General features: G+C 38.7%; 20 protein-coding genes. 7 read left to right on the top strand and 13 right to left on the bottom strand.

The annotated features are described in order from the left end of the window. Complete coding sequence (locus tag Aba26S_RS14260) at nt 1–1023, top strand: AraC family transcriptional regulator (RefSeq protein ID WP_005243355.1); 1023 nt, start codon at nt 1–3, stop codon at nt 1021–1023. Nucleotides 1024–1106: 83 nt separating this feature from the next. Here the strand turns inward: Aba26S_RS14260 and Aba26S_RS14255 are convergent, their stop codons facing one another. Then, complete coding sequence (locus Aba26S_RS14255; RefSeq protein ID WP_005243356.1) at nt 1107–1754, bottom strand: TetR/AcrR family transcriptional regulator; 648 nt, start codon at nt 1752–1754, stop codon at nt 1107–1109. A gap of 111 nt (nt 1755–1865) precedes the next feature. Between Aba26S_RS14255 and Aba26S_RS14250 the strand changes: the two genes are divergently transcribed. Continuing rightward, nucleotides 1866–2333 carry a hotdog fold domain-containing protein gene (locus tag Aba26S_RS14250; RefSeq protein ID WP_005243357.1) on the top strand — a complete coding sequence of 156 codons (468 nt, stop codon included), beginning with the start codon at nt 1866–1868 and terminating at the stop codon, nt 2331–2333. A gap of 58 nt (nt 2334–2391) precedes the next feature. Here Aba26S_RS14250 and Aba26S_RS14245 read toward each other — a convergent pair whose 3' ends face one another. Both Aba26S_RS14245 and Aba26S_RS14240 read right to left on the bottom strand, forming a co-directional pair. Continuing rightward, nucleotides 2392–3486 (bottom strand): acyl-CoA desaturase, encoded by a 1095-nt coding sequence (locus Aba26S_RS14245; RefSeq protein ID WP_005243364.1) that lies wholly within the window; start codon nt 3484–3486, stop codon nt 2392–2394. 14 nt (nt 3487–3500) lie between these two features. Next, nucleotides 3501–4568 carry a ferredoxin reductase gene (locus Aba26S_RS14240; RefSeq protein WP_005243366.1) on the bottom strand — a complete coding sequence of 356 codons (1068 nt, stop codon included), beginning with the start codon at nt 4566–4568 and terminating at the stop codon, nt 3501–3503. Nucleotides 4569–4708: 140 nt separating this feature from the next. Here Aba26S_RS14240 and fabR point away from each other — a divergent pair, with 140 nt between their 5' ends. From fabR to dps, 3 genes are all read left to right on the top strand, one after another. Next, a complete protein-coding gene (gene fabR / locus Aba26S_RS14235; RefSeq protein ID WP_005243368.1) occupies nt 4709–5404 on the top strand; it encodes an HTH-type transcriptional repressor FabR in 696 nt (231 codons plus the stop codon). A 90-nt stretch (nt 5405–5494) separates the two neighbouring features. Beyond that, a complete protein-coding gene (locus Aba26S_RS14230) occupies nt 5495–6511 on the top strand; it encodes an AI-2E family transporter (RefSeq protein ID WP_005243370.1) in 1017 nt (338 codons plus the stop codon). Between the two features lie 216 nt (nt 6512–6727). After that, nucleotides 6728–7222 (top strand): DNA starvation/stationary phase protection protein Dps, encoded by a 495-nt coding sequence (gene dps / locus Aba26S_RS14225; RefSeq protein WP_005243372.1) that lies wholly within the window; start codon nt 6728–6730, stop codon nt 7220–7222. A gap of 57 nt (nt 7223–7279) precedes the next feature. Here the strand turns inward: dps and Aba26S_RS14220 are convergent, their stop codons facing one another. Both Aba26S_RS14220 and Aba26S_RS14215 read right to left on the bottom strand, forming a co-directional pair. Further along, a complete protein-coding gene (locus tag Aba26S_RS14220; protein WP_005243374.1) occupies nt 7280–8536 on the bottom strand; it encodes an OmpP1/FadL family transporter in 1257 nt (418 codons plus the stop codon). Nucleotides 8537–8667: 131 nt separating this feature from the next. Then, complete coding sequence (locus Aba26S_RS14215; RefSeq protein WP_043972911.1) at nt 8668–10371, bottom strand: AMP-binding protein; 1704 nt, start codon at nt 10369–10371, stop codon at nt 8668–8670. A gap of 424 nt (nt 10372–10795) precedes the next feature. On the opposite strand from Aba26S_RS14215, the gene Aba26S_RS14210 reads away from it, so the two are divergent. Beyond that, on the top strand, nt 10796–11608 hold the full coding sequence (locus Aba26S_RS14210) for an enoyl-CoA hydratase-related protein (RefSeq protein ID WP_005243377.1): 813 nt from the start codon (nt 10796–10798) through the stop codon (nt 11606–11608). A gap of 98 nt (nt 11609–11706) precedes the next feature. Here Aba26S_RS14210 and rapA read toward each other — a convergent pair whose 3' ends face one another. The 5 genes from rapA to thiE all read right to left on the bottom strand — a co-directional run bounded on the left by rapA (nt 11707) and on the right by thiE (nt 18216). Next, complete coding sequence (gene rapA, locus Aba26S_RS14205; RefSeq protein WP_005243380.1) at nt 11707–14544, bottom strand: RNA polymerase-associated protein RapA; 2838 nt, start codon at nt 14542–14544, stop codon at nt 11707–11709. 144 nt (nt 14545–14688) lie between these two features. Next, entirely contained in the window at nt 14689–15333 is a 645-nt protein-coding gene (locus Aba26S_RS14200) for an RluA family pseudouridine synthase (RefSeq protein WP_010590054.1), read from the bottom strand. A 142-nt stretch (nt 15334–15475) separates the two neighbouring features. After that, nucleotides 15476–15892, bottom strand: a complete 417-nt coding sequence (locus Aba26S_RS14195) for a heme-binding protein (protein WP_005243384.1) — start codon at nt 15890–15892, stop codon at nt 15476–15478. A gap of 331 nt (nt 15893–16223) precedes the next feature. Continuing rightward, nucleotides 16224–17522, bottom strand: a complete 1299-nt coding sequence (gene hemL / locus Aba26S_RS14190; RefSeq protein ID WP_005243386.1) for a glutamate-1-semialdehyde 2,1-aminomutase — start codon at nt 17520–17522, stop codon at nt 16224–16226. Nucleotides 17523–17604: 82 nt separating this feature from the next. Continuing rightward, complete coding sequence (gene thiE / locus Aba26S_RS14185; RefSeq protein WP_005243388.1) at nt 17605–18216, bottom strand: thiamine phosphate synthase; 612 nt, start codon at nt 18214–18216, stop codon at nt 17605–17607. Nucleotides 18217–18487: 271 nt separating this feature from the next. Here thiE and Aba26S_RS14180 point away from each other — a divergent pair, with 271 nt between their 5' ends. Beyond that, nucleotides 18488–19615: a helix-turn-helix transcriptional regulator gene (locus tag Aba26S_RS14180; RefSeq protein ID WP_043972908.1), complete on the top strand. Its 1128-nt coding sequence runs from the start codon at nt 18488–18490 to the stop codon at nt 19613–19615. Between the two features lie 51 nt (nt 19616–19666). Here the strand turns inward: Aba26S_RS14180 and Aba26S_RS14175 are convergent, their stop codons facing one another. The 3 genes from Aba26S_RS14175 to Aba26S_RS14165 all read right to left on the bottom strand — a co-directional run bounded on the left by Aba26S_RS14175 (nt 19667) and on the right by Aba26S_RS14165 (nt 22520). Beyond that, nucleotides 19667–20374, bottom strand: coding sequence for a hypothetical protein (locus Aba26S_RS14175; RefSeq protein WP_096911088.1), 708 nt, complete (start codon nt 20372–20374; stop codon nt 19667–19669). Nucleotides 20375–20802: 428 nt separating this feature from the next. Beyond that, on the bottom strand, nt 20803–21012 hold the full coding sequence (locus tag Aba26S_RS14170; RefSeq protein WP_005243393.1) for a hypothetical protein: 210 nt from the start codon (nt 21010–21012) through the stop codon (nt 20803–20805). 218 nt (nt 21013–21230) lie between these two features. Further along, nucleotides 21231–22520: a carboxypeptidase-like regulatory domain-containing protein gene (locus Aba26S_RS14165; protein ID WP_005243394.1), complete on the bottom strand. Its 1290-nt coding sequence runs from the start codon at nt 22518–22520 to the stop codon at nt 21231–21233. Between the last annotated feature and the right edge of the window lie 147 nt (nt 22521–22667).

Genomic DNA, 22667 nt, shown 5'->3' with positions numbered 1-22667 from the left:
ATGCAACATCACTGGGATTTTCCACGCCATATAAATGCTGTTCGTGTACTACTTGCCGTCGGGCAATCGCATGGTTTGACCGTTACACAATGTCTAAAAAATAGTGATATTACCCTTGAAGATTTATCGAAAATTCACCATGAAATTAATGTTCAGCAAGAATTTCAAGTATTACGTAACTTAATTGATTTATTAGGTTCTGAAATCCCTATAGGGGTTGAAGCTGGTTTAAGACATCATACCACCACCTTTGGGGCATGGGGGTTTGCCATTCTCAGTAGCCCAACCATCGAAGCAGCTTTACATCTCGCCTTAAGATATTTGCAGTTGAGTTCTTTTTTTTGCAAACTCGAAACCAGTAAAGTTGGGGAACATACTGTTATCACCTTTAATCATGATAGCTTACCGCAAGATTTGGTCTATTTTCTCGCTGAGCGGGACTACACCACCATCATGTCACTACAAAAGGATATATTGCCGCTCTCACTTCCTGTCATGGAAATTAATGTCGCTCTCCCCACTCCGGTGTATGCGGATCGATTTGTAGAACTGACAGGTTATGCCATTAATTTTGACCAACCTCGCAGTTGCATTATTATTGAGACCCGTCTGTTAAATTTACCTCTGCCTCAAGCCGATCACTTTACCCGTACCTATTATGAAAAAGAATGTCAAAATCTTTGGATACGTAGAAGTACCATCGGCAAGTTTAGCCAAAAAATTCGCAATATCCTGTTATTAAAACCCTCACAAATGCCTAATATAGAGGAGATAGCAACACAGCTTGAAATCACCGTTCGGATGTTACAACGGCATCTAGCAAGTGAAGGCATTACCTATGAGCGCTTAGTGAGTAATATTCGTGAAGATTTAGCAGAAGATTTACTTACCACAACAGAATTAACCATTGAAGAAATTGCCGCACAGTTGGGCTATTCTGAAGCTTCTGCCTTCTCTAGAGCATTTAAACGCTGGAAGAACGTTTCACCCAAATATTTTAGAGCTAACTCATCACAACTTTAAATGAATTATTTAATTTATATTGATTAACCAAGATACTATTTAACAGTGTAGCTTCGAATGATTTGCTGTCATCATTTATGCCCCTAATGCTCTTGATCTGATGGAACTTTGCTTAAATGTTGTAAGGAATCCCAAGCCGCCTGCGCCAAGCTTTCTCTATACATTTTAGGATTGGTTACTACTTTTTCAGACAACCAAGCGCGACAATAGCTTTCTGTTGCACCAATCACCAAAGACATCATTAACTCGGTTGGTACTGATTTGAATAAACTGGCATCTGCATAATTGGAAATATAACCGGCAATCTTTTGATTCCTGAGTTTATTTTTATCATTTAAGCTTTGCCCATACTCACCCTGCCGCACATTATAATGGGCAAGTAATAAAAACTGTGCAAACTTGGGCTGATCAGAGACCCAATCCGTATAACTATAAATCAGCGCATAGAGCAGTTCTTTCAGCGATTTTGCTTGTTGTAAATATTGATCTCGCAATTGTGCCTGATCATCTAAAGCCGCAAATACCAATGCTGCAACGACCCCATCTTTATTCTTAAAATGATGATAAATCGCCCCCACACTACTGTCAGATTTTTCCCTAATCATTTCAATACTGGTGGTTTCCAAACCATGTTCAAGAAAACAAGACAATGCATCTAACAAAATTTGTCTTTTTAGCAACGATCGACGTTGTGGATATAAGCGTTCCAATAACTGCTGTGCCGTTTGCATAGTTCAATCAAATTTACCAATGGTCGGAACTATTGTGTATGACTTGACCACGACTTGTAAACAGAATTATATTCTGTAAAAGAATTTAATTCTCCAAAAGGAAATCTAACCATGGCTTCAACCTTAGAATTATGGAATAAAGTCTCAGTCTTACCTGCAGGAAAGTGGACATTCACTCGACTACTGTGTGTTAAAGCCCCTTATTTCAGTAGCATCTCGCCTTTGTTTGAAGAACTAAAACCCAATTTTTGTAAAATCAGCATCAAGAAAAAGCGCTCTGTGCTGAATCATATTGGTACGGTACACGCAATTGCGATGTGCAATATGGCCGAACTGGCAGGTGGTACCATGACTGAAGTCACGGTTCCAGCAACACATCGCTGGATTCCCAAAGGTATGACCGTTGAATATTTAAAGAAGGCCGAATCTGATCTGGTTGCAATCGCTACCCCTGTTGATGACCATTACGATTGGGACAAAGCTGGAGAATACTTGGTGAATGTCGATGTCCTTAATCAGCACAATGAAAAAGTTTTCCATGCCACCATTACCATGTGGATTTCCAAAAAGAAGAAATAAAATAAAATAAAAAGCCCTGAAGCAAATGTATTCAGGGCTTTTTTTAAGGCTTTATGGCTTACTTTTTAAAAGGCAGTGCATATTTAAAAATACGCCCAACCACTTCACTAAACTGCTTCACAAAGCTGGCATTGTTATAATGCAGACCATATTTTTCACACACGGCTTGCACTTTGGGAGCAACTTGGCGATAGCGACGTGCAGGAATATCTGGGAATAGATGATGTTCAATCTGATGACTCAAATGCCCAGTTAGGATATGGAAAGCTTCTGATCCCGTAAGATTAGATGAGCCACGGATCTGACGCATATACCAATGTCCGCGGCTTTCATCTTTTAAAATCGACTTCGGAAAAACCTCAACATCCTTGGTAAAATGGCCACAGAAAATAATACTGAATGTCCAAACATTACGAATCCCATTCGCCACCAAGTTACCTGCAAATACAGGGAGTGCTGCTGGGCCTGCAATCAATGGGAAAAATACATAGTCCTTAAACACTTGTTTCATGATTTTCTTTTGTGCAGGCTGCCATTCACGTTTAAATTCAGCCATGCTTTTACGCTTATACAGCACTTTACCCAATTCAAGGTTTTGAATTGCGACGCCCCACTGGAATAACAGACTAAAAGGCACAATATAAATAGGCTGAATTAAGGTAAATTTCGACCAACGCTGTTCTGGGAATAAACGAAATACACCATAACCAACATCGTCATCCATGCCTTTTACATTGGTATAGGTATGATGTTTATAATTATGGGTTTGGCGCCAGTTATCTGACGTTCCAACCGTATCCCATTCATAGGTTTGACCGTTAAACTTCGGATCATTCATCCAGTCATATTGACCATGCATGACATTATGACCCAACTCCATGTTTTCCATGATTTTGGCAAAGCCTAATAACCCAGTACCTAACAACCATGCTGGTGGAAACCATCCTAAGAACAGGCAAGCACGTCCAGCCAAACTGCTATAGCGAATGGTAGAATAAACACGGCGGATATACCGAGCGTCTTTTTCACCCAAATCATCCAGTACCTCTTGTTTGATTTGATCCAATTCACGAGCAAAAGCATCTAGTTCTGCAGTCGTTAAATCCCGATTTTTTGGATTTTTAAAAAATTCATTTTTAACAAGCATGTTCATAATCAATGACTCTCTTATAGATCAATCACAAGATCAGACTGGGCTGAATTGACACAAATTTTTAATAACTGCGTTGGTTCATTATTGACAGCTCCATTCAACAAGTTCTTGGTTGCCCCCTGCACCTTATTACATGCACATTTATTACAAATGCCCATCCGACAACCATGATCCGGCTTGATCCCTTGATGTTCCAAGCTTGTAAGAATCGACTGCCCTTTAGGAATGGCAATGGTTTTATTGGATTGCGTCAACGTAACGTTAATAAAGCCAGTCTCGGATTGCTCTTGCTCAAATTGGCTTAAGCTAAATGCTTCTGTGTGCAGTGCGGCAGCATTCTGAAACAGACTTTCTGCTGTTGCAGCAAAACCTGAGGGACCACAGGCATACACGGTGGTTTCATTTAAAGATACCAATTGATCAACATGACTCTGATTTAAACGTGAGTCCTGCTCTTGGGTATATAAAATTTGAGCGCTAAATTTTGAAAAATTTTCTGACACTTCTTTCAGATATTCAGCATAGGCCGCATCTGCATGAGTTTTTACCCAATACATCAATTGGACCGTCGTAGTATTCAATTGTTTTGACTGACATAAAGCTTCAATCAAACTCAACATGGGCGTGATACCACTTCCTGCAGCCAGCAATAATAAGTGAGGGGTTACAACAGATTGCTGCATCTCGCCGTAGGGATGCCCTAAGCGTAAAATGTCACCTGCTTGGCTTTGCTCAACCAACCATGAACTCACCAAACCTTGATCCACTTTTTTCACGGTTAAACAAAGATGATCTGCATCGACTTGCATCATGCTATAAGTCCGTTCGTAATGACGCCCTGCAATCTCGAGCGTCACAGGGTGATGCTGCCCTGCAACCCCTCGAATAACATGTCGGTTGCATTGCAACATTAGACTGACCGTATCTTTTGCCACAATTTGTTTTTCTACGATTTTGGCAAGAGGCTGATTAATGGACCACAATGGATTGATTTTCTGTAACCAAAAATTGGCGTCATGGCTATTCATGACACTTTGAGCCAACGAATTAAATAGAGAATTTCTCTTTTCAATTGCTTGCATGAGCAGTTTTACTCTGGTTGTTTGCTAATTATTATACATATGTATATATATTTGTATATACACTCGTATAAGAATTTACATTTCACAAGTCCACAGACAATCGTTATAATCCCGAGTAGCTTACTTATATATTGAAAACAATGGTTCATTCTTCTTTTTTACCGCTCGGCAATGACAACGTAAATGAACAAGATGTCATTCCCATGAAATCTCCTGTGCGCTCTGTAGGTAGAAAAGCAACCATTACCAAAGAAGAGCTGTTTCAGGCCACACTGAATCTGATCGGCCCACAAAAAAGTATTGCCTCTCTCAGCTTACGTGAAATTGCACGTGAAGCTGGTATTGCACCCAATAGTTTTTATCGCCATTTCAAGGACATTGATGAACTGGCTATTGCCTTGATTGATCAATCTGGCTTGGTGCTGCGCAGAATTATTCGTGAAGCTCGCTTGCAGGCTTCAAAGCAACACAGCGTTATCCGCAGCTCGGTAGAAGTGTTTATTCAACAATTGAATACCGATGAAGGCAACCTGAGTTTGTTATTACGCGAAGGCTATACGGGCTCAACCTCATATAAAGCAGCGGTTGATCGGCAACTCAACTTCTTTCAGCAAGAGCTTCAAGAAGACCTGATTCGTTTAGAACAAATGAACAACAGTAAAATCAGTCATGCCGATCTTGTCGCTAAGGCCATTACTCAATTGGTGTTCAATATGGGGGCAAAAGTGCTGGATTTGCCTGTTGAACAGCGTACCGAAGTCGCTGAACAGACCATGGTGATGATCCGTATGATTCTAGAAGGCGCACGTCATATTGATAAAATGGAAATTGATTAAGCTCAATTATCGGCTTAAACTCTCCGAATGTAATCAAAATCATACTTTTGTCCTTTAGCATAACAACAACTCAAATCAGGCATATAGATCATGAATCTACTTAATGACCGTCAAAGTATCATCGCCAGTTTTATTCTGATGTCTTTATTTTTAATGATGGTCATTCCTTTACATCTGTTACCGAGTTTTTTTGCTGGTTTTCTGGTCTTTGAAATTATTAATAGCTTAAGTTCAATTGTTGAGAAGCATATTGATGGACAACGGGCACGAATCTTTATCAGTATTATCTTAGGCGTAGCCACTATCGTTTTGCTTGGTTTCTTTATTACCAGCCTGATTAGTTTTGTGATCTATGATCTAAAAGGAACCGGGCTTAATTCATTTAACTTTAAAATTGATCAAACACTGATTAAGTTTCAGACGGAGATGAGCCAGTATTTACCAGGTTATCTACCGCATAGTGTTGCCGATATCAAGAACCAGATTTTATCCTTTATCAAAAATAATATTTCGATTGTCAAAAATACAGGCACAGATATTCTGCACAACCTTGCGACCATGGTCATTGGCCTGATTGTCGGTATTTTGGTATCGATTCAGAATTTTAAACAACATGCGCCACAACCTGCATTTAAAGCTGCAATTTTGCATCGCATTCAAAAGCTCTCAATTTCATTTAAGAATGTGGTATTTGCCCAAGTAAAGATCTCCCTGATCAATACTGGTCTGTTTATCATTTTCGTTTTTATCGTTTTACCGATTTTTAATATCCACTTGCCTTTTGCGAAGACGCTGACCATTCTGACTTTTATTTTTGGCTTACTTCCTATTATTGGTAACCTGATCTCAAATACCTTGATCATCATGGCAGGCTTAACCATTTCGCTGTCTGTGGCAGCCATCGCTCTTGCCTATCTGGTGATTATTCACAAGCTTGAATACTTCATCAATGCCAAGATTATTGGTACTAAAATTAATGCCAGTGCATGGGAAGTGTTATTGGCAATGCTGATTTTTGAATCCATTTTTGGATTAAGTGGTTTAATCGTTGCCCCTATTTTCTATGCTTATATCAAATTGGAATGCAAAGATGCGGGGCTGATCTAAGCAATGCTTAACATGCAAAAAGACCCTTTTTCGAATGCAATGATCCATGAGTCTGAATTAAAACAGCTATTATCAAAAAGAGAATAGATGATAAGCAAACTTACAAAAGCCTAGACAACAAAAACACTCAAGTGCACATTCAAGCGATAAGCTAGTGATGTAATGAATGGTTTTTATTCACAATGTTTCATCACATTAGAATTGAATGAGGTAACTATGAATTCTTCAACAGCAAAAGCTTTAAAAGTATATACACGTAATAATTTAGATGACTCGATCAAAGAGTCCACCATAAAAATCTTAAATCAAATCCTTGCCAACTTAATTGATCTTTCCTTGCTAACCAAGCAAGCACATTGGAATATGCGGGGGAGCAACTTTATTGCAGTGCATGAAATGTTAGATATGTTTAGAACATCACTCATCACTCACTTGGACAATGTCGCCGAACGTGCCGTACAGATCGGTGGGACCGCACTGGGCACAACGCAATCGGTTGCTAAAAGTTCACATCTCAAACCTTATCCCGTCACGATTCATGCCGTACAGGATCATTTAAAAGAACTGGCTGATCGCTATGGCGTGGTCGCCAATCATTTACGTGACACGATTGACGAAATTCAAGATCCCATTTCTGAAGATATTATCCATGCAGCACTCGAGGATCTGGATCAATATTTATGGTTCTTGGAAGCCAATATTGATCACTAAAAAGTATTGAAAATAAACAAGAGGACTGTAATGGTCCTCTTTTTTTATTGCTAAAACTTAAAAACGATATCCTATTTTTAGTCCGTAGCCTAAAAGATGGTTATTTTCAAATTTTGCAATCGATTTTGACGTTCCAAATACTGATGCGGTTTGAGCATCTGCATCGCCAACTTTAAGATATTTCATCCCGCCTGCGATGAAGTACTGATTATTGGGGCTATACTGCACACCTAAACCTGCTCCCCAATACCCCTTGGTTGGCCCTAGACTAGAGGCTGGATGCCCTGCTCCAGAGTCCCATAATAGAGAACCATTAGCAGACCAGTGTTGATTCATCTTATAACTCAAACCTATTGAGGCTGAGAGCTGATCTTTCGCATAGGTCAATAAATCAAAACCATTCGGATTATCAGGCGCTAAACCTTGTTTTCCTAAAACTTCAGAAATATCTCCAAATTTTGCAGGCCTAAAGGAAAACTGCTTCCAGTTCACCCATCTAATGGAACTCAACATGATCAGTTGCGGAGCTAATGCAGTTTGCAAATCAAGATTCACAGATTGTGGCGTAATAACTTTGGTTTTTGATCGCTCATTAAAATAAGCAGCTTCAGGATTGTTATCTTCAATTGCTAGAATATTACTTTGCCCAAACTCATTTGTGGCTAATTGATGGGTTATTTGGGAACGATAGCTTATTGTAGCTTTTGAGGCACTCCGTGGAATTTGGTAAGAAATACCTGCGATATATCCTGTTGCTCCTCCCTCCTGTAAGTTTGCATTATAGTGTCCTAATGCATTAGTTCCGCCACCTGCGGTTCCACGAACCTGTATATTGGTTTGAAACGTTTGATAGGCACCACCTAAAAACAAATTCCAATTCTCATCGGGCTGATAACCAGCCAAAAACGAAATATTTTTTGCACTGGCCTCCACCTTCGTATTCTGCCTACCACTATAAAATAACCCAGATTCATCAGTTCGATGCGGATCAGAGGTTGCAAAGGCAACATTTGCTCCAAAAGGCTCATCATAAATCAAGCCAAAAGAAAAATGCGGATTCAGTTGAAGCTTAAGTGCCATCTGGACCGAATAATAACTTTCAGCCATATCACTGATGACACCACCACCATTTGCATTATTGGCTCTGCCTGAGATTGTGGGATCTACTACGGAAAAGCCTGCTTCAAAATAGTTATGATTCTGTAAAAAAGCAGAAATCGGTTGTGCTGTTCTTTCTAAGCCTGCTGCAAAAATAGAAGTTACAGGCAAACAGAGGGTAAGAGTGACCAGCTTTATTCTGTAATTCATCACCATCGCATTTCCTTTATTAAAATAATTTTAGTTATTCCATTCAATTAAAGGGTAAATATATTTATATCTGTGTGGAAAATGGCTAAATAAAAGGAAAAATCCATTTCTTTTTTTAAGCGCAATGACTTATTTTTTTATTCCCACACAATGGATCTTTTTTGATTTGCCCAAGATTCAAGATAAGGTTCATATTTTTCTTCGATCTTATTCCGTTTTATTTTCATGGTCGGGGTCAACAAATCGTTTTCCATTGTCCACGGTTCATCAATCACAACCATAAAACCGAGTTTTTCATGAGGCTCTAAGGATTTATTTATACTTTCTTTTAATTCATTAATTGCTAATTCAATCACCTCACGTTTATTCCCATGATTCAGCTGAGCTCTAACCTCTTCAGCTAACATCATAAATGCCACGGGTTGATGCTGACTTGAGCCCCCGACACAAACAGATTCAATGAAATCATGTGCAGCTATTTTTTGTTCAATCGGTACTGGCTTAACATATTTTCCTTTTGATGTTTTAAAAATATCTTTGACTCGCCCTGTAATTTTTAAGCAACCTGTATCATCAATTAATCCCATGTCACCCGTCCTAAAAAAGCCATCCTCCGTCATATCTTCAGCTGTTTTTTCAGAATTCTTGTAATAACCCAACATGGTTCCTGGGCTCTTGACCAAAATCTCACCATTACTATCAATTCTACACTCCACTCTAGAGTGCGCATGTCCAACATAACCACTCTGATATTGTCCAACCCTTGTAAGATGAGAATAACCACAGTTTTCAGTCATCCCATAAATTTCAAGCAGTTCCAATCCTAAATTTCGGTACCATTTAATGACGCTTGCAGGTAATGGTGCTGAACCAGTAAGTGCCACTCGAATATGATTTAAGCCTAACTTACTCAATAATTTTTTCTTTAATACACCACTCAAGATTGGCAACTTAAAAACCATACGTTGCATTGATGGGGAAATCTTATGATTAATTCCAGATTGAACTTTAATCCACAAACGAGGTACTGTAAGAAAAACCGTTGGTTTCGCTCGCTTTAAATCTTCAATAAATGTCTCTTGAGAATTAGAAAAATAAATAGTGCAAGCATTAACAATTGGAATAGATTGAACTAATATCCGTTCCGCAATATGAGCAAGAGGCAAATGTGAAAGTAGACGATCATTTGAATTAATTTCAAATGCATTTTTCAACTCTTCTACAGGTGAAAGTAAAGTCTCAAAACTTTGCATCACACCTTTCGGCCTTCCTGTACTACCCGAAGTATAAATAATAGTTGCAACCTCTTTGGCATTAGGAAAATCGATTTGTTTCAAAGGATCAGTTATAGAAACTATTTCTTTCCATGTTAATCCATCAAACTCAGGTGCTTGTGGCAAAAAAATACATGGCATATTTTTTGAAATTACATTCTTTACCTCATTCCAGCTATCTCCTACGGCATCCAACTTTCCAATAAATAAAAGTTTTGCTTCACTATGCTCTAACACATATTTAATGCCTTCACTATTGAAGGTACTATATAATGGAACTGAAATATGCCCTGCCAGCCAGATTGCTAGGTCAGCCATGATCCAATGAGCACTATTTTTTCCAAAAATAGCAATTTTACTTTTTGGCTCAAGCCCTAATTTATTGATATATGTTGCCATACAACGCACTTGGTACGCTACTTGAGCCCATGTGTAGTGCTCGACCTTTCCATTAGGTAAAGGTTGTATCAAATAATTTTTATGAGGCTTTTCCTTTTCCCAATGAGCTAAATAATGAATATGTGTAGATGAAGCATCTAAAATGACATCCGTAGTTTTTATTTCCATTAAAAGACCCTACCACCTTAATAATAAAAATAAATGCATTTATTTTAAATCCATCAAAATTAAAAATGCACTCAGAGAATAAAAATCACATAAATTACCCAATATGATTCAACCTATGTTTCAAACATCTTAATAAATTAAAAAATTACCGTCTAAAACAAAGTTCAAATCATTCAACATTATTTAAAAATAAATAAAAATGACAAAAAATTCCAAAAAAACACATTAATTTTGTCAAAAAAACATTATATGCCAAACATATATACACATTAGGACAATACTTAAGATCCCTTGAAAACTGAATCAAAAAACATTATTAATAGGCATATACAAATCATTAATATCTATCAAAACCGTTAACAATGATTCTTAATTCTAGATTTAAGAATGAATTTCTATAATTTTAATTACAAGGTATACCCTAATGTTGGATTATTTAAAAAATCAGACCCCACATCTAAATTTTGATTTAATCGATGGTATTTTAACTATTTCAATTCTGCGCCCCAAAGCTAAAAATGCATTAAATAGTGAAATGTATACACAACTCGCTCAAGCATTTATTGATGCAGATGAAGCAACCGATATACATGTGATTATTCTACGAGGTAATGAAACGGATTTCACCGCAGGCAATGATATGAGCTACTTTTTATCTTTGGCTCAAACACAAGCAACCACTTTGGATGAAGATATCTTTCCTCCATTTCATTTCTTAAAGGCATTAGCGCAATGCTCAAAACCAATTATTGCTGCAATTCGAGGATGCACTATAGGGGTTGGTGTAACATTACTGTTTCATTGTGATTTAGTCTTTGCAGAGGACAATGCTATATTCCAACTTCCATTTGTCAATTTGGGTCTCTCTGTCGAAGGTGCCACAAGCTTATTTATGACACCTCAAGCTGGCTATCATCTTGCCGCGGAATTACTCCTGACTGGCGAAAAGTTTAATGCTGAGAAGGCACTCACAGCTCGGCTGATTAACCAGATTGTTCCAGATGCTTATACGTATGCTCACCAACAAGCGCAAAAAATGGGGCAACTCTCATTAACCTCACTTAGAATCATCAAAAAACAAATTAAATTTCCAATTGAACAAATTCTTCAATGTATCGATCAAGAAGCAGAAATTGTAGCAACACGGATTAAATCGGCTGAAACGCTAGCAGCAGTGAGTTCCTTTTTACAAACGCGTTCACTAGAGTTTCCACAATTTCCTAAAAACTATTCATAAATAAATCACTGCGTCTCAATCAAACCCATCAATTTAAAAACCTTGAAAATAAAAAAGCACCTGATTTTTCAGATGCTTTTTTATTGCATTTCGTCGTGTTAAGGTTTAACAACAACCAAAACTTGAATTGCTTCTGGCGTCACAGAAAGACCATCTAGGAGACCTAGGCCCTCTTTCTGGAATTTCTGTAAACGCTCAATTTCATCTTGACGAATACTTGGATTAAATTGCTTGAGATAGCTTAAACGATCAATTTCATACTGCCATTTGCCGCTGTAATGCTCTTTGGCTTGCTGCATTAACTCTGGTAATGATCCTTTTGCAATCTCTAAAGCTTGTGCATAACGTGACTCAATCACTTCACGGCGTGCTTTCACCACTTGGCGACAGCTATTGCCATCAAGATGATGCAGATATGGACGTAAAATGCTTGGATCGATCTTGGCAGACAAGTCCTGACCATTTTCACTGAGTAATACACGAATCAATTGTTTCGGTAAACTTGATGGCAAGTTCAATGCCTTTGGTGCAACCACATCAACTTTGAACCAGACTTCAAGTAAAACTGAACCTTGTTTCAAAGCATTGGATTTCAGCAAAGCCACATTGGTACTACCGAATGATTGTGTACGGATCATTTCCATCACACTTTCAATAAACGGATGTTCCAAAGTCAAATATTGCGCATCTTCACGGATCTGTGCCTGATCACGATAGAAGGTTGCTGTCATACCTTCTTCGTCCAAAGTGAGACCTTGAACCTGCATTTGATCCGTTGGCTTGATGATCACTGTACCGTTGCTCTGCTCATCAAAGTCAATATTGGTGGATGACATGAAACGCTTCACAAACATTGGCAGAGTGGTATTGTCATCATAATCTTCAAGCGCTTGGACAATCCCCTGCGCCACGATTGGACGACAAGAGTTATACTCGAGCAAACGGTCACGACCTGCCTGTAGTTCTGCTTCCAAGGCTTGACGTTGTACATTGACTTCTTCCAGTAAATCTTCAAAAGTCTGGCCTTGATCTGCCAATAAACAATCCTTCAATTCAACAATGAAGTTCTCTTGTAACGTTTGTGCAGTTGGAGAAATATTGCTGAAAATATTGAGCGCTTCGTTATACCAGCGGAACATACGCTCCTGTGCTGTACCCATCAGATAGGGCACATGAATTTGAATCCGGTTTTCCTGACCAATACGATCCAGACGACCAATACGCTGCTCCAATACATCCGGGTTTGCAGGCAGGTCAAATAAGATCAAATCACTGGCAAACTGGAAGTTACGACCTTCCGAACCAATTTCCGAACAGAGGAGAATCTGAGCACCATAGCTATCTTCAGCAAAGTAGGCTGCCGCTTGGTCACGTTCCAATAAGCTCATGCCTTCATGGAACATCGCGGTACGAATACCCGCATGTAAACGCAGTACATTTTCAAGTGCTTCAACTACAGGGCCGCTACGCGCGATCAACAACACTTTTTTGTGTTTTAACTCTTTGCGTAGCACTTCCATTAACCACGGCACACGCGGATCATTTTCCATCCATGCACCATCGAGTTGACCTTCTTCTGGCCACATTTGCTCGCGCATTTTGCCATCAAATGACCAGTCTTCTGGTGCTGGCAAAGGCGCTGGCTGGCAATCACGACCAGGGAAGCCTTGAATCGCTTCACGGGTGTTACGAAACAAGATACGACCTGTGCCGTGACGGTCTAATAATTCGTGAATCGCACGCATACGCTGTTCAGGCTGATCATCAATACGATGACCCAATAAGCCATCCAATGCAGCAAGATGCTCTTCTGTCAACGCTTGATCTGACATCAACACTTCAGCAATTTTAGCGGTATGTTGATATTGCTCTTCCTCATCAAGGAAACGGTCAAGACTACTGAAACGTTGCGGATCAAGTAAACGAAGACGGGCAAAATGGCTTTCAACCCCTAACTGTTCCGGCGTTGCCGTGAGCAGTAATACGCCTGCGGTCTGTTCTGCCAGTTCTTCAACAAGGTCATAGCGATCATTACCGCCCTCTTCCTCACTCCACATCAAGTGGTGCGCTTCATCCACAACCAGCAAATCAAAACCAGCTTCCATGGCTTGCTCACGCAAGTCATCATGGTCAACCATCAGGTCGACACTGGCAATAATGCATTGTTCAGTCAGGAATGGATTCAGCTCAGGATCATGTTCTTTGATCGAAGCAGTGCGGGTTAAATCGAATAGCGAGAATTGCAAATTGAAACGGCGACGCATTTCAATCATCCACTGATACTGCAATGAATCAGGCACTAAAATCAGGATACGTTCTGAACGTCCTGTTTTCAGTTGTTGGTGGATAATCAAACCTGCTTCAATGGTTTTGCCTAGGCCCACTTCATCCGCTAACAAGACACGTGGTGCAAAACGCTTACCGACTTCATGTGCGATATAAAGCTGATGTGAAATCAAGCCCACACGTGCACCGAGAAAACCACGTAAAGGGCTGGTATGCATTTGTGCTTGCAACAACATCGCTTCAATACGCAGGTCATACCATTCTTTATAATCGACTTGGCTGGCCAACAGACGTTCTAAAGGTTTTGACAGTTGGATTTGTGCACCGATACGGGTTTCGTTCAGTGACTTGCGCTCTTGTTCGCCATCTTCCAATGTACGAACCACATCATAACGAAGTACGCCATGACGATCTTCAATCGACTCAACAATCCACTTAAGGCCTTCTTGGTCTTGGACTTCATCGTTTACATTAAAGATGATGCGAGATAAAGGCGCATTGTTGCGTGCATAGACGCGAGTTTCATCACTTTTAGGGAATAAAATGCTGATAGAACGTTCATCTACATCAATAAGAACCCCTAAACCGAGTTCAGTTTCAGTATCTGATAACCAACGTTGACCAATAGCAAACTGCTGCAATTTTTCCACCTTTATCTCAAGTTAGCCTACACATTTTATGCCCTGACCCAAATAAAAGTTAAGGCATTTTATGTAGTTTTCAACGATGTATTTTGACACAAAGCGCAATCAAATAGCGTGCATCACATCGTGTTTCATAAAAAAGTTTTTAGACTAAAACGGTACAGGACAATCGAATGTCAATTGTGCACCTGTTTTAGGATGAGCGAAGCTTAATTGCGTTGCATGTAAGCACAAACGCGCATAAAGCTGCTGCTGTTCGGGTGTGGCATATAAGGTATCACCCAGAATCGGATGACCTAAATATTGCATATGCACACGAAGCTGATGCGAACGCCCTGTAATCGGAATCAGTTGAACTCGAGTTACAGTTTGTCCTTGAATTTCTAAATGTTCGATCGCTTGCCATTCTGTTAATGCAGGTTTGTGATAAGAGGCATCCACAATATGTAAGGGTGGACGGCTTGGATCATAAATTACAGGAATATCGACGGTGCCCTGACCTTCTAAATGCCCAGCAACCAAAGCTTGATAAATTTTGGAAGTCTGACGATCCTGAAACTGACGTGAAATCGTGCTCTGTCCAAATTTGGATAGGCCAAAGACCAAGATACCTGAAGTGTCACGATCTAGACGATGAATCAGTAAGGTTTTGGGTTCTAGTTCTAATAGACGATTGATTAAACAATCTTGTAAATCTGGCGTTTTCCCTGGCACAGTGAGTAAGCCTGCAGGTTTATGGATGACCATAAAATCTTCATCACGATGAATCAAATGTTCACTTAGAAAATCACTCAAGGTAGCCTTCCAACGACTGGATGAAAACAAGCGGGCAATCATAAAAAGCTTAGCGCTGAATTACAATGCATGACACGTATTTTTACTAATTTTTTTCGTGTTTCTCTCGATATTTCATCCAGAATCGAATTTAAATGATGATTTAGGTTTGTTGCTCTAGAAATTGTTGAATTGCATACTGGGCAATTTCTGCATCTTGAAAAGATTGTACCCCCGAAATCCCTACAGCACCGACCACCTGTGCTTGATACACAATCGGCTCTCCGCCTTCTAGCATGCCTTTTGCCGCATTAATCGTTAAAAAGCCAACTTTTCCATCACGGATCATATCTTCTGATACCTTGGTTGCTCTACGGCTGACCGCAGCAGATTTGGCTTTTTCTTGACAAATCTCTGTTGAGAGTACCGACGCACCATCCATGCGCTTCATCATTAACAAGGTTCCACCGTCGTCCACAACTGCAATGCTGACATTAAAGCTATGCGCTGTTGCATATTGCAAGGCTGCATCAACCAGAATTTCCACATCAGCGGACGTTAAATAATGTTTAGTTTTCATGTTTTACTCCATTCCTATGGGTTTCTTATAAAAAAGCTTTTAGATGTGATACAACTGCAATCTACAGCCTACGCAAGCCCAAAGCACAGCCTAAGACCAGCGCAAATATAGTTTATTATTCAAGCATTATTTTAGCTGGCGGTACAATAAAGATTATTTATCTTTTTTGTTCATCGCTAAGGTTTATCCTATAAACAGGTAGCAAATCAGTACGGTTGCATTAAGGCCAATCCTTATTTTTTTAATACCTTAAGCTTTCTATTCATTTCAGATTAAAGATATATCCATTAAAAAAGCCCGAATAAATCGGGCTTATGTATGTATCGCAGCGTTATTTCATTTCAGCAAAGGTTTCTTTTGCTGCCTGAATGGTCTCTGCAATATCCTGATCAGAATGCATTGATGAAATAAAACCAGCTTCAAATGCTGATGGTGCAAGATAGACGCCACGCTTTAACATGCCGTGGAAGAATTTCTTGAATGCTTCAACATCACAAGCCAACATTGAATCAAAGCTGGTGATATCTTCTTGATCGGTAAAATACAAACCAAACATACCGCCAACTTGCTGGGTTTTAAATGGAATCCCCGCTTCGTCTGCCGCAGCCTGTAAACCTGCCAGTAATTTGGCTAACTGTGCTGAAAGCTTGTCATAAAACTCAGGTTCACGAAGATGCTTGAACATCGCAATGCCTGCACGCATGGCCAATGGGTTACCCGACAAAGTTCCTGCTTGGTAAACACCACCTAATGGTGCAATGCATTCCATGATTTCACGTTTACCGCCGAAAGCACCGACCGGTAAACCCGCACCAATAATTTTACCCAAAGTGGTTAAATCTGGTTTCACGTTATAGACCGATTGCGCACCGCCCAAAGCGACGCGGAAACCCGTCATCACTTCATCAATAATGAAGACTGATTTGTATTCATCACACACATCACGAATCGCCTGCAAGAAACCATCGATTGGTGTCACCAAGTTCATGTTACCTGCAACAGGCTCAATGATCACACCTGCAATCTCATGACCAAACTTGCTAAAGCATTCTTTCAGCGCTTCGATATTATTATATGGCAGCGTTAAGGTATGTTTGGCAAAATCAGCAGGCACCCCTTTTGACGTTGGCTCACCTTCGCCTAAAGTCAGTAAACCTGAACCTGCTTTTACCAATAGTGAATCGGAATGACCGTGATAACAGCCTTCAAATTTCACAATTTTGTCACGGCCAGTATAGCCACGTGCCAGACGAATCGCGGTCATGGTTGCTTCTGTACCTGAACTGGTCATACGCACCAACTCAATGGATGGCATAATGTCACAGATCGTATCTGCCAGCGTCGTTTCGTGCACAGTTGGCGCACCAAAACTTAAACCATCTTCCGCCGCAGTTTGTACTGCTTGAATAATATCTGGATGTGCGTGACCCAAAATCATTGGGCCCCATGAACCGACATAGTCTACGTAGCGTTTGCCATCAACATCCCACAAATACGCCCCTTTTGCCTTTTCGATAAAGACTGGCGTACCGCCAACACCGTTAAATGCACGTACAGGTGAGTTAACCCCACCTGGAATATGTTTATTTGCTTGTTTAAATAGCTGTTCTTGCTTTGGAGATAAGCTCATAAAAGACTCAACCTAGAATCGAGGACGAGGAACGTTGTCGTTCCGAGAAACAATAAAGGTTCCGCGAAGCGGATACATATAATTAGTCAAATAACTTTGCCCATGCATCTACACGAGCAGGAATTTCGGCTGTTGATCGGCCTAATATATCACTAATTACTGCACAAAGGCTCGCACCAGCCTCAATCACCACTTGAGAATTTTCAACGGTCAACCCGCCAATCGCACAAATCGGTACAGCAAACTTTTGTTTCGCCTGCTGAATGACTTCGATGCCTACATTACCCGCTTCTGGTTTGGTTGAGGTGGCATAGACCGCACCAAATGCCACATAAGTCGCCCCATCCGCAATTGCCTTTTCAGCCAGTTCTAATGAGTTTAGACAAGTCCGCCCAATAATCACACCTGATGGCAAACGTGTAGCCGCATCGCTAATTTCACCATCGGACTGTCCAAGATGCACACCTAAACCAAATTGTTCAGCCAGTGCCAAATTATCATTAATCACAAATGGGACTTGATGCTTTTCACAAAGTGCTTTGATCTGTTCGACTTCACTTGGCTGATCAGCTTTTGCTACTTTTTTACGACGATATTGCAGAATCGCAATCTGTCCTGTTGCTAGAGCCACATCTAATTTTTCTAATAATAGTTGGATTGGATCATCATTGGTAATGAGGTATAGACCGCGCATAAATCACTCAGTTAGAACACTTTTCAATTGATACTGTAAAGAATATTGATGTCATAAGCTATATTGATTGTGCATAGAAGCTCTGATTGCTACCAAGATCAATAAAGCACTTTAAATTTTGCTATTGGTGAAACTACAGTACAGTTCGATCTATATTACATTTCATCGGATAGTTGTCTAAACGAGTCATTTTTTTATTTTTGCTCATTTTCGTGCTCATGAAGCTATTATAAAATAACTGAAATCATTTGATTTCTTTCCGTGGTTTTAGATGGATCTAATCAAGCAAAGAGCAGTCATGAAAGTCTTGGAAAAAGTTCAAGATATTGATGACTGGGTCATGTTTTTGGAACATCTGAATCATGCTTTTAATATACAATTGTCTCAGCTTCTAGCAGTTGATCTGCAAGTCCAAGCACTGTCTTTTAGTGTACATCATGGTCTTAGTATTGATGCAGATTATCTCAATCAAGTGGCTTTGACCAATGTACGCCTAGAAATTGACGATGACCCACGTTTAAAAAAATCAATCTCAGCCCCATTTCAGGGCTGGATGCATGATTCACAACATTTTACAGAACAAGAAATTAATCAAACACAAGTCTATCAGCAGGTCTTACAACCACTGAATATACAATTTGGTTCTGCAATCCAACTCATTTATGATCAAAAAATTTGTGTGATCTTGGCACTCCTGACCAGCCCGCATCGTGGGGCGTTGAGCAGTTCAGAATTACAACCTGTTTATGACATGCTACCGATGTTGCAACAAAAAATTCAGCAGCATCGTCATCATTTTGAATATTCAACGCGGACTCTATTAGGCTCTCAGCTGATCCAAAAAATTAAACAACCAATTGCAATCATCAATTTGAATGGAACTGTCTTAGAGTTAAATGATGAAGCAAGACAATTATGTGAAAACAATCCGCACCTACGTATTGATCAACGAAGCTTCACTTTTAATGAATATTGCCAAAGCCTGTTTAGTCGGCATTTATTTGAGTTAGAGCACAATTACAATCATTATCAAACATTGGATTATGCTCAACGGACTAAAACAATGATGCTTGACCATGATTTATTTTTAACCTTGGATTTACTCATTCCTGAAAAAGCGCATAAAATTTTTGGTTTACGTCCTGTCGTATTAGCGACCTTTTCTTGTTTGAAACACAAGGCTAAATATCAAAGAGAGCTATACACACAGATTTTCCTCTTTACACCTGTAGAAAATAAAATCTGTGAACAGTTGTTGGACTCCAAAACATTAAAAGAGATTTCGCATACTTTCAACATTCAACTGGATACTGTCCGAAAACATTTACAATCAATTTTTACCAAAACCAGAACACATCGACAAAGTGAGTTGGTACAGTTATTAATGAAGTTTGTCTGAAATTTAAAAGTTCTAACGACAAACACTTTTTCACAATCTCAGTTGATAAAATTAGATTAGCTGACATTGCATTGTCCATCTTCGATCAAGTTTTGCAAAAGTCGAATTCATAGGACAAGCTACATAAATAATACTTCGTTTAGGCTTTTGGATTTCATCCGTACGTAAGTTAGTTGTATTTAAGTGAACAAAATCATGGCTACCAGAAGCATAACCATCTCCTTCCCACCATAAAATTTTAATATTTTGTCCACAATTATTAGTGAAATAGTCATAATTATCAGATGAAGTATCGTCATATTTAATACAATAATTTAGATTACTAAATGTCTTTTTTCCTGTTTTTATCTGCTGCTGTGCGATTTGTTGACTTGCTACACCAGTCCAAAGGGTTGTACTTTGTTCAGCATCCAATGTCCCACCCAATGTAACGACATCTACAACTGGACCAACAATAAGTGAATATGCCCCATAAAATGTTCCCCATCCATAATTTCCTTTTTTAATCTCATCCTTGCTTTCTCCAAGCATTTGCATGGTTGTACATCCACTTAACAAATTTAAAATCATTACAGATAAAATAGTTTTTGAAAGATTTAACATATATGCTCCTTTTTTTAAATCATTAAAACTTCGTATTAAAATTTTTAAGTGTACAAATACCTGATTGCTCCTCAATTTTTGTGGTCCTAGCAAATTCAGTTTTTCCAAACTCTCGACCAATATATTTAAAACTTTCGTCAATTCTTGATATTTCAAGATCCTACGTTCTCTCACAACTTAAGCGAGCAATTACTTCATTAACTGTGCTAGGTTATATTGTGGTTGACCGTGCCGATAAAAATGGCTTGAGAATTGCTGTAACTCATCTTTATCAAAAGACATAAATTCCGGAATGCAATCATCTCCATAACAGCTATCATTTACTTGATTAAAAACTTCATTATTTTTATACGTTGTCGTGCTCTTTGTTACTTTACAAACGAAAGCCTCTGCTGCTTCAGCTAAAGCAGTTTGATTTAAAAGAAAAACAAAACTATATAATACGAATTAAATACTTCATTTTAACTTTTTCAAGGTATTTTCACGCATATGCTTTTCTTTATTAATTAGTTGAAATAAAAATAATTTTTGGTAAAAATAAATTTGGGACTTATCATGAACTCAAATAAGTCCCATCAACTTAATTAATCTCTGCTTTCTGCTGCACAAACCCAAGTTCCATTACTATTTTTTGAGCAGTCACAATCACTTTTAGGTTTACCTCCTCCAGTCGTTTCAAGAAGTTGTTTAGCTCCAGTGCATGCTTCAACTCGTGTAAGACTTTCCCAAGTCACCACTTTAGCCGTAGCCAAAGATGACAAGGTTGCACATAAAATAAATACTAATTTTTTCATCTTCTTATCCTTAATTAGCTGATTAATTTAATTAATTACAGATACAAAAATGTACCTGCGTATTAAATTATGGAAGGCTCTAATAAACCTGTCCATTCCATAAACATGGAATAGACTTTGTCTATTTTTTATAGTTAAACTTTTTAGATACTTGATTTGTCTTCTTTTTAAGCAATAAAAAGCCGCATCAAAAATACGGCAGAAGATAGATGTAGTACTTATTTTTTACACAAGTCTACATCTGCTTGATAATTCTTAAATGCTTGATTTTGTAGTTTCCCCCATTCTATTGGGTTTGATGCTGAGTAATTTGTACTATAGTTATTCATACTATTAGTAGCCACAATACCGATATTATCATAAGGTTTTGAACCACAAGTACTTACTAATTTATCAATTTTATTTAGAACATTAGGCCAGTCAGAATTCACTCTACGACAAGCAGCTGATTTTATAGTTTCACCAGATACCACAACTTGATCAGAAGGCCTTACATACTCAAAATTTTGACCAAAATCAGCATATGCACTTGCACATGACATAGATATATTAAATCCACCATTCTGTGGAATAGGATATGATGATAGTGGAGCAGAAACAGTAATAAAATAATTTTGATTTTGAGTTCCAAACGTATTCATTTCTGTATTAGGTGAGGTAGTTGGTTGAGTTACACCATTACTATTACTTAGTGTTCCAACCACATTAATCATTTCAAAATCATCATAATCCCCAGATGCGGGCTGTGAATTTATCTGCAAACGAATAGTTGAATCACTATTCTTATTTAGGGCAAATGTTGATAAAGAAAAACAGTGGGAAATATTAGTAAAGGCACCAGAAATATCACTATCCTTAAGTATTTGGACTATATATGTACCAACCTTGCCATCTTCAGACAAACTAATATTATCGTTTGACGGTTGTCCTTGATTACCTTGACTATTTATTCCTCTGGCAGTCATGTTAATACAAATTTGATCATATTTATTTTTTAAATTTGAAGTAAATTTAAATGTATCAAGCCAAACTTTTCCTTGTGATGGAACTTGTAATTGTGAATTAGATGAACCTTGAAAGCTATCATCTCCCAAATGAATAATATCCAAACCTTGAAAGAAAATAACATCGCTCTCTCGTATTAAAGGTAACTTTGGATTCGCTGAGTTTACATCTTTTGCTAACGCACCATTACTATAACTAAACAGTAATGTTGAGGGCATATAACCATCCTTTTTTATAATTCCAGCAAAAGTAGAAGGATAATTATATTCTTTAGGTGTCTCAAGATTATATGTTCCATCATCGTGAGATTTTGTAGCATATGTAACTTTTCCCAATCTCACCGAAATATCAGCATTAGCGATTGGGCTACCTTTCTCATCAACAATTTTTCCGCTTGTTTTCCAGACAGCTCCATCAATTCTCCCCTCTGTATTTGAGCCTCCACCACCACACCCAACCAACAATAAACTACCCACTAAAACACTTAATATTGAATATTTCATGTTGCTCTCCTCACTAAAAGCATAGTTCTAGTGTTAGAGAATTTTTTATTTTCGTCTATTCCATAAATGAGGAATAAATCTCATGAAATAAATAAAAAAACTGCCGAAGCAGCTTTGCGACACCGAATGTCGCTTTATAATTTTTAA

It is taken from the genome of Acinetobacter sp. NBRC 110496 (genome assembly GCF_000876115.1).
GTDB lineage: Bacteria > Pseudomonadota > Gammaproteobacteria > Pseudomonadales > Moraxellaceae > Acinetobacter.
Note: the sequence above shows the minus strand (reverse complement) of the source record. Positions and strands in the feature narration are given on the sequence as shown.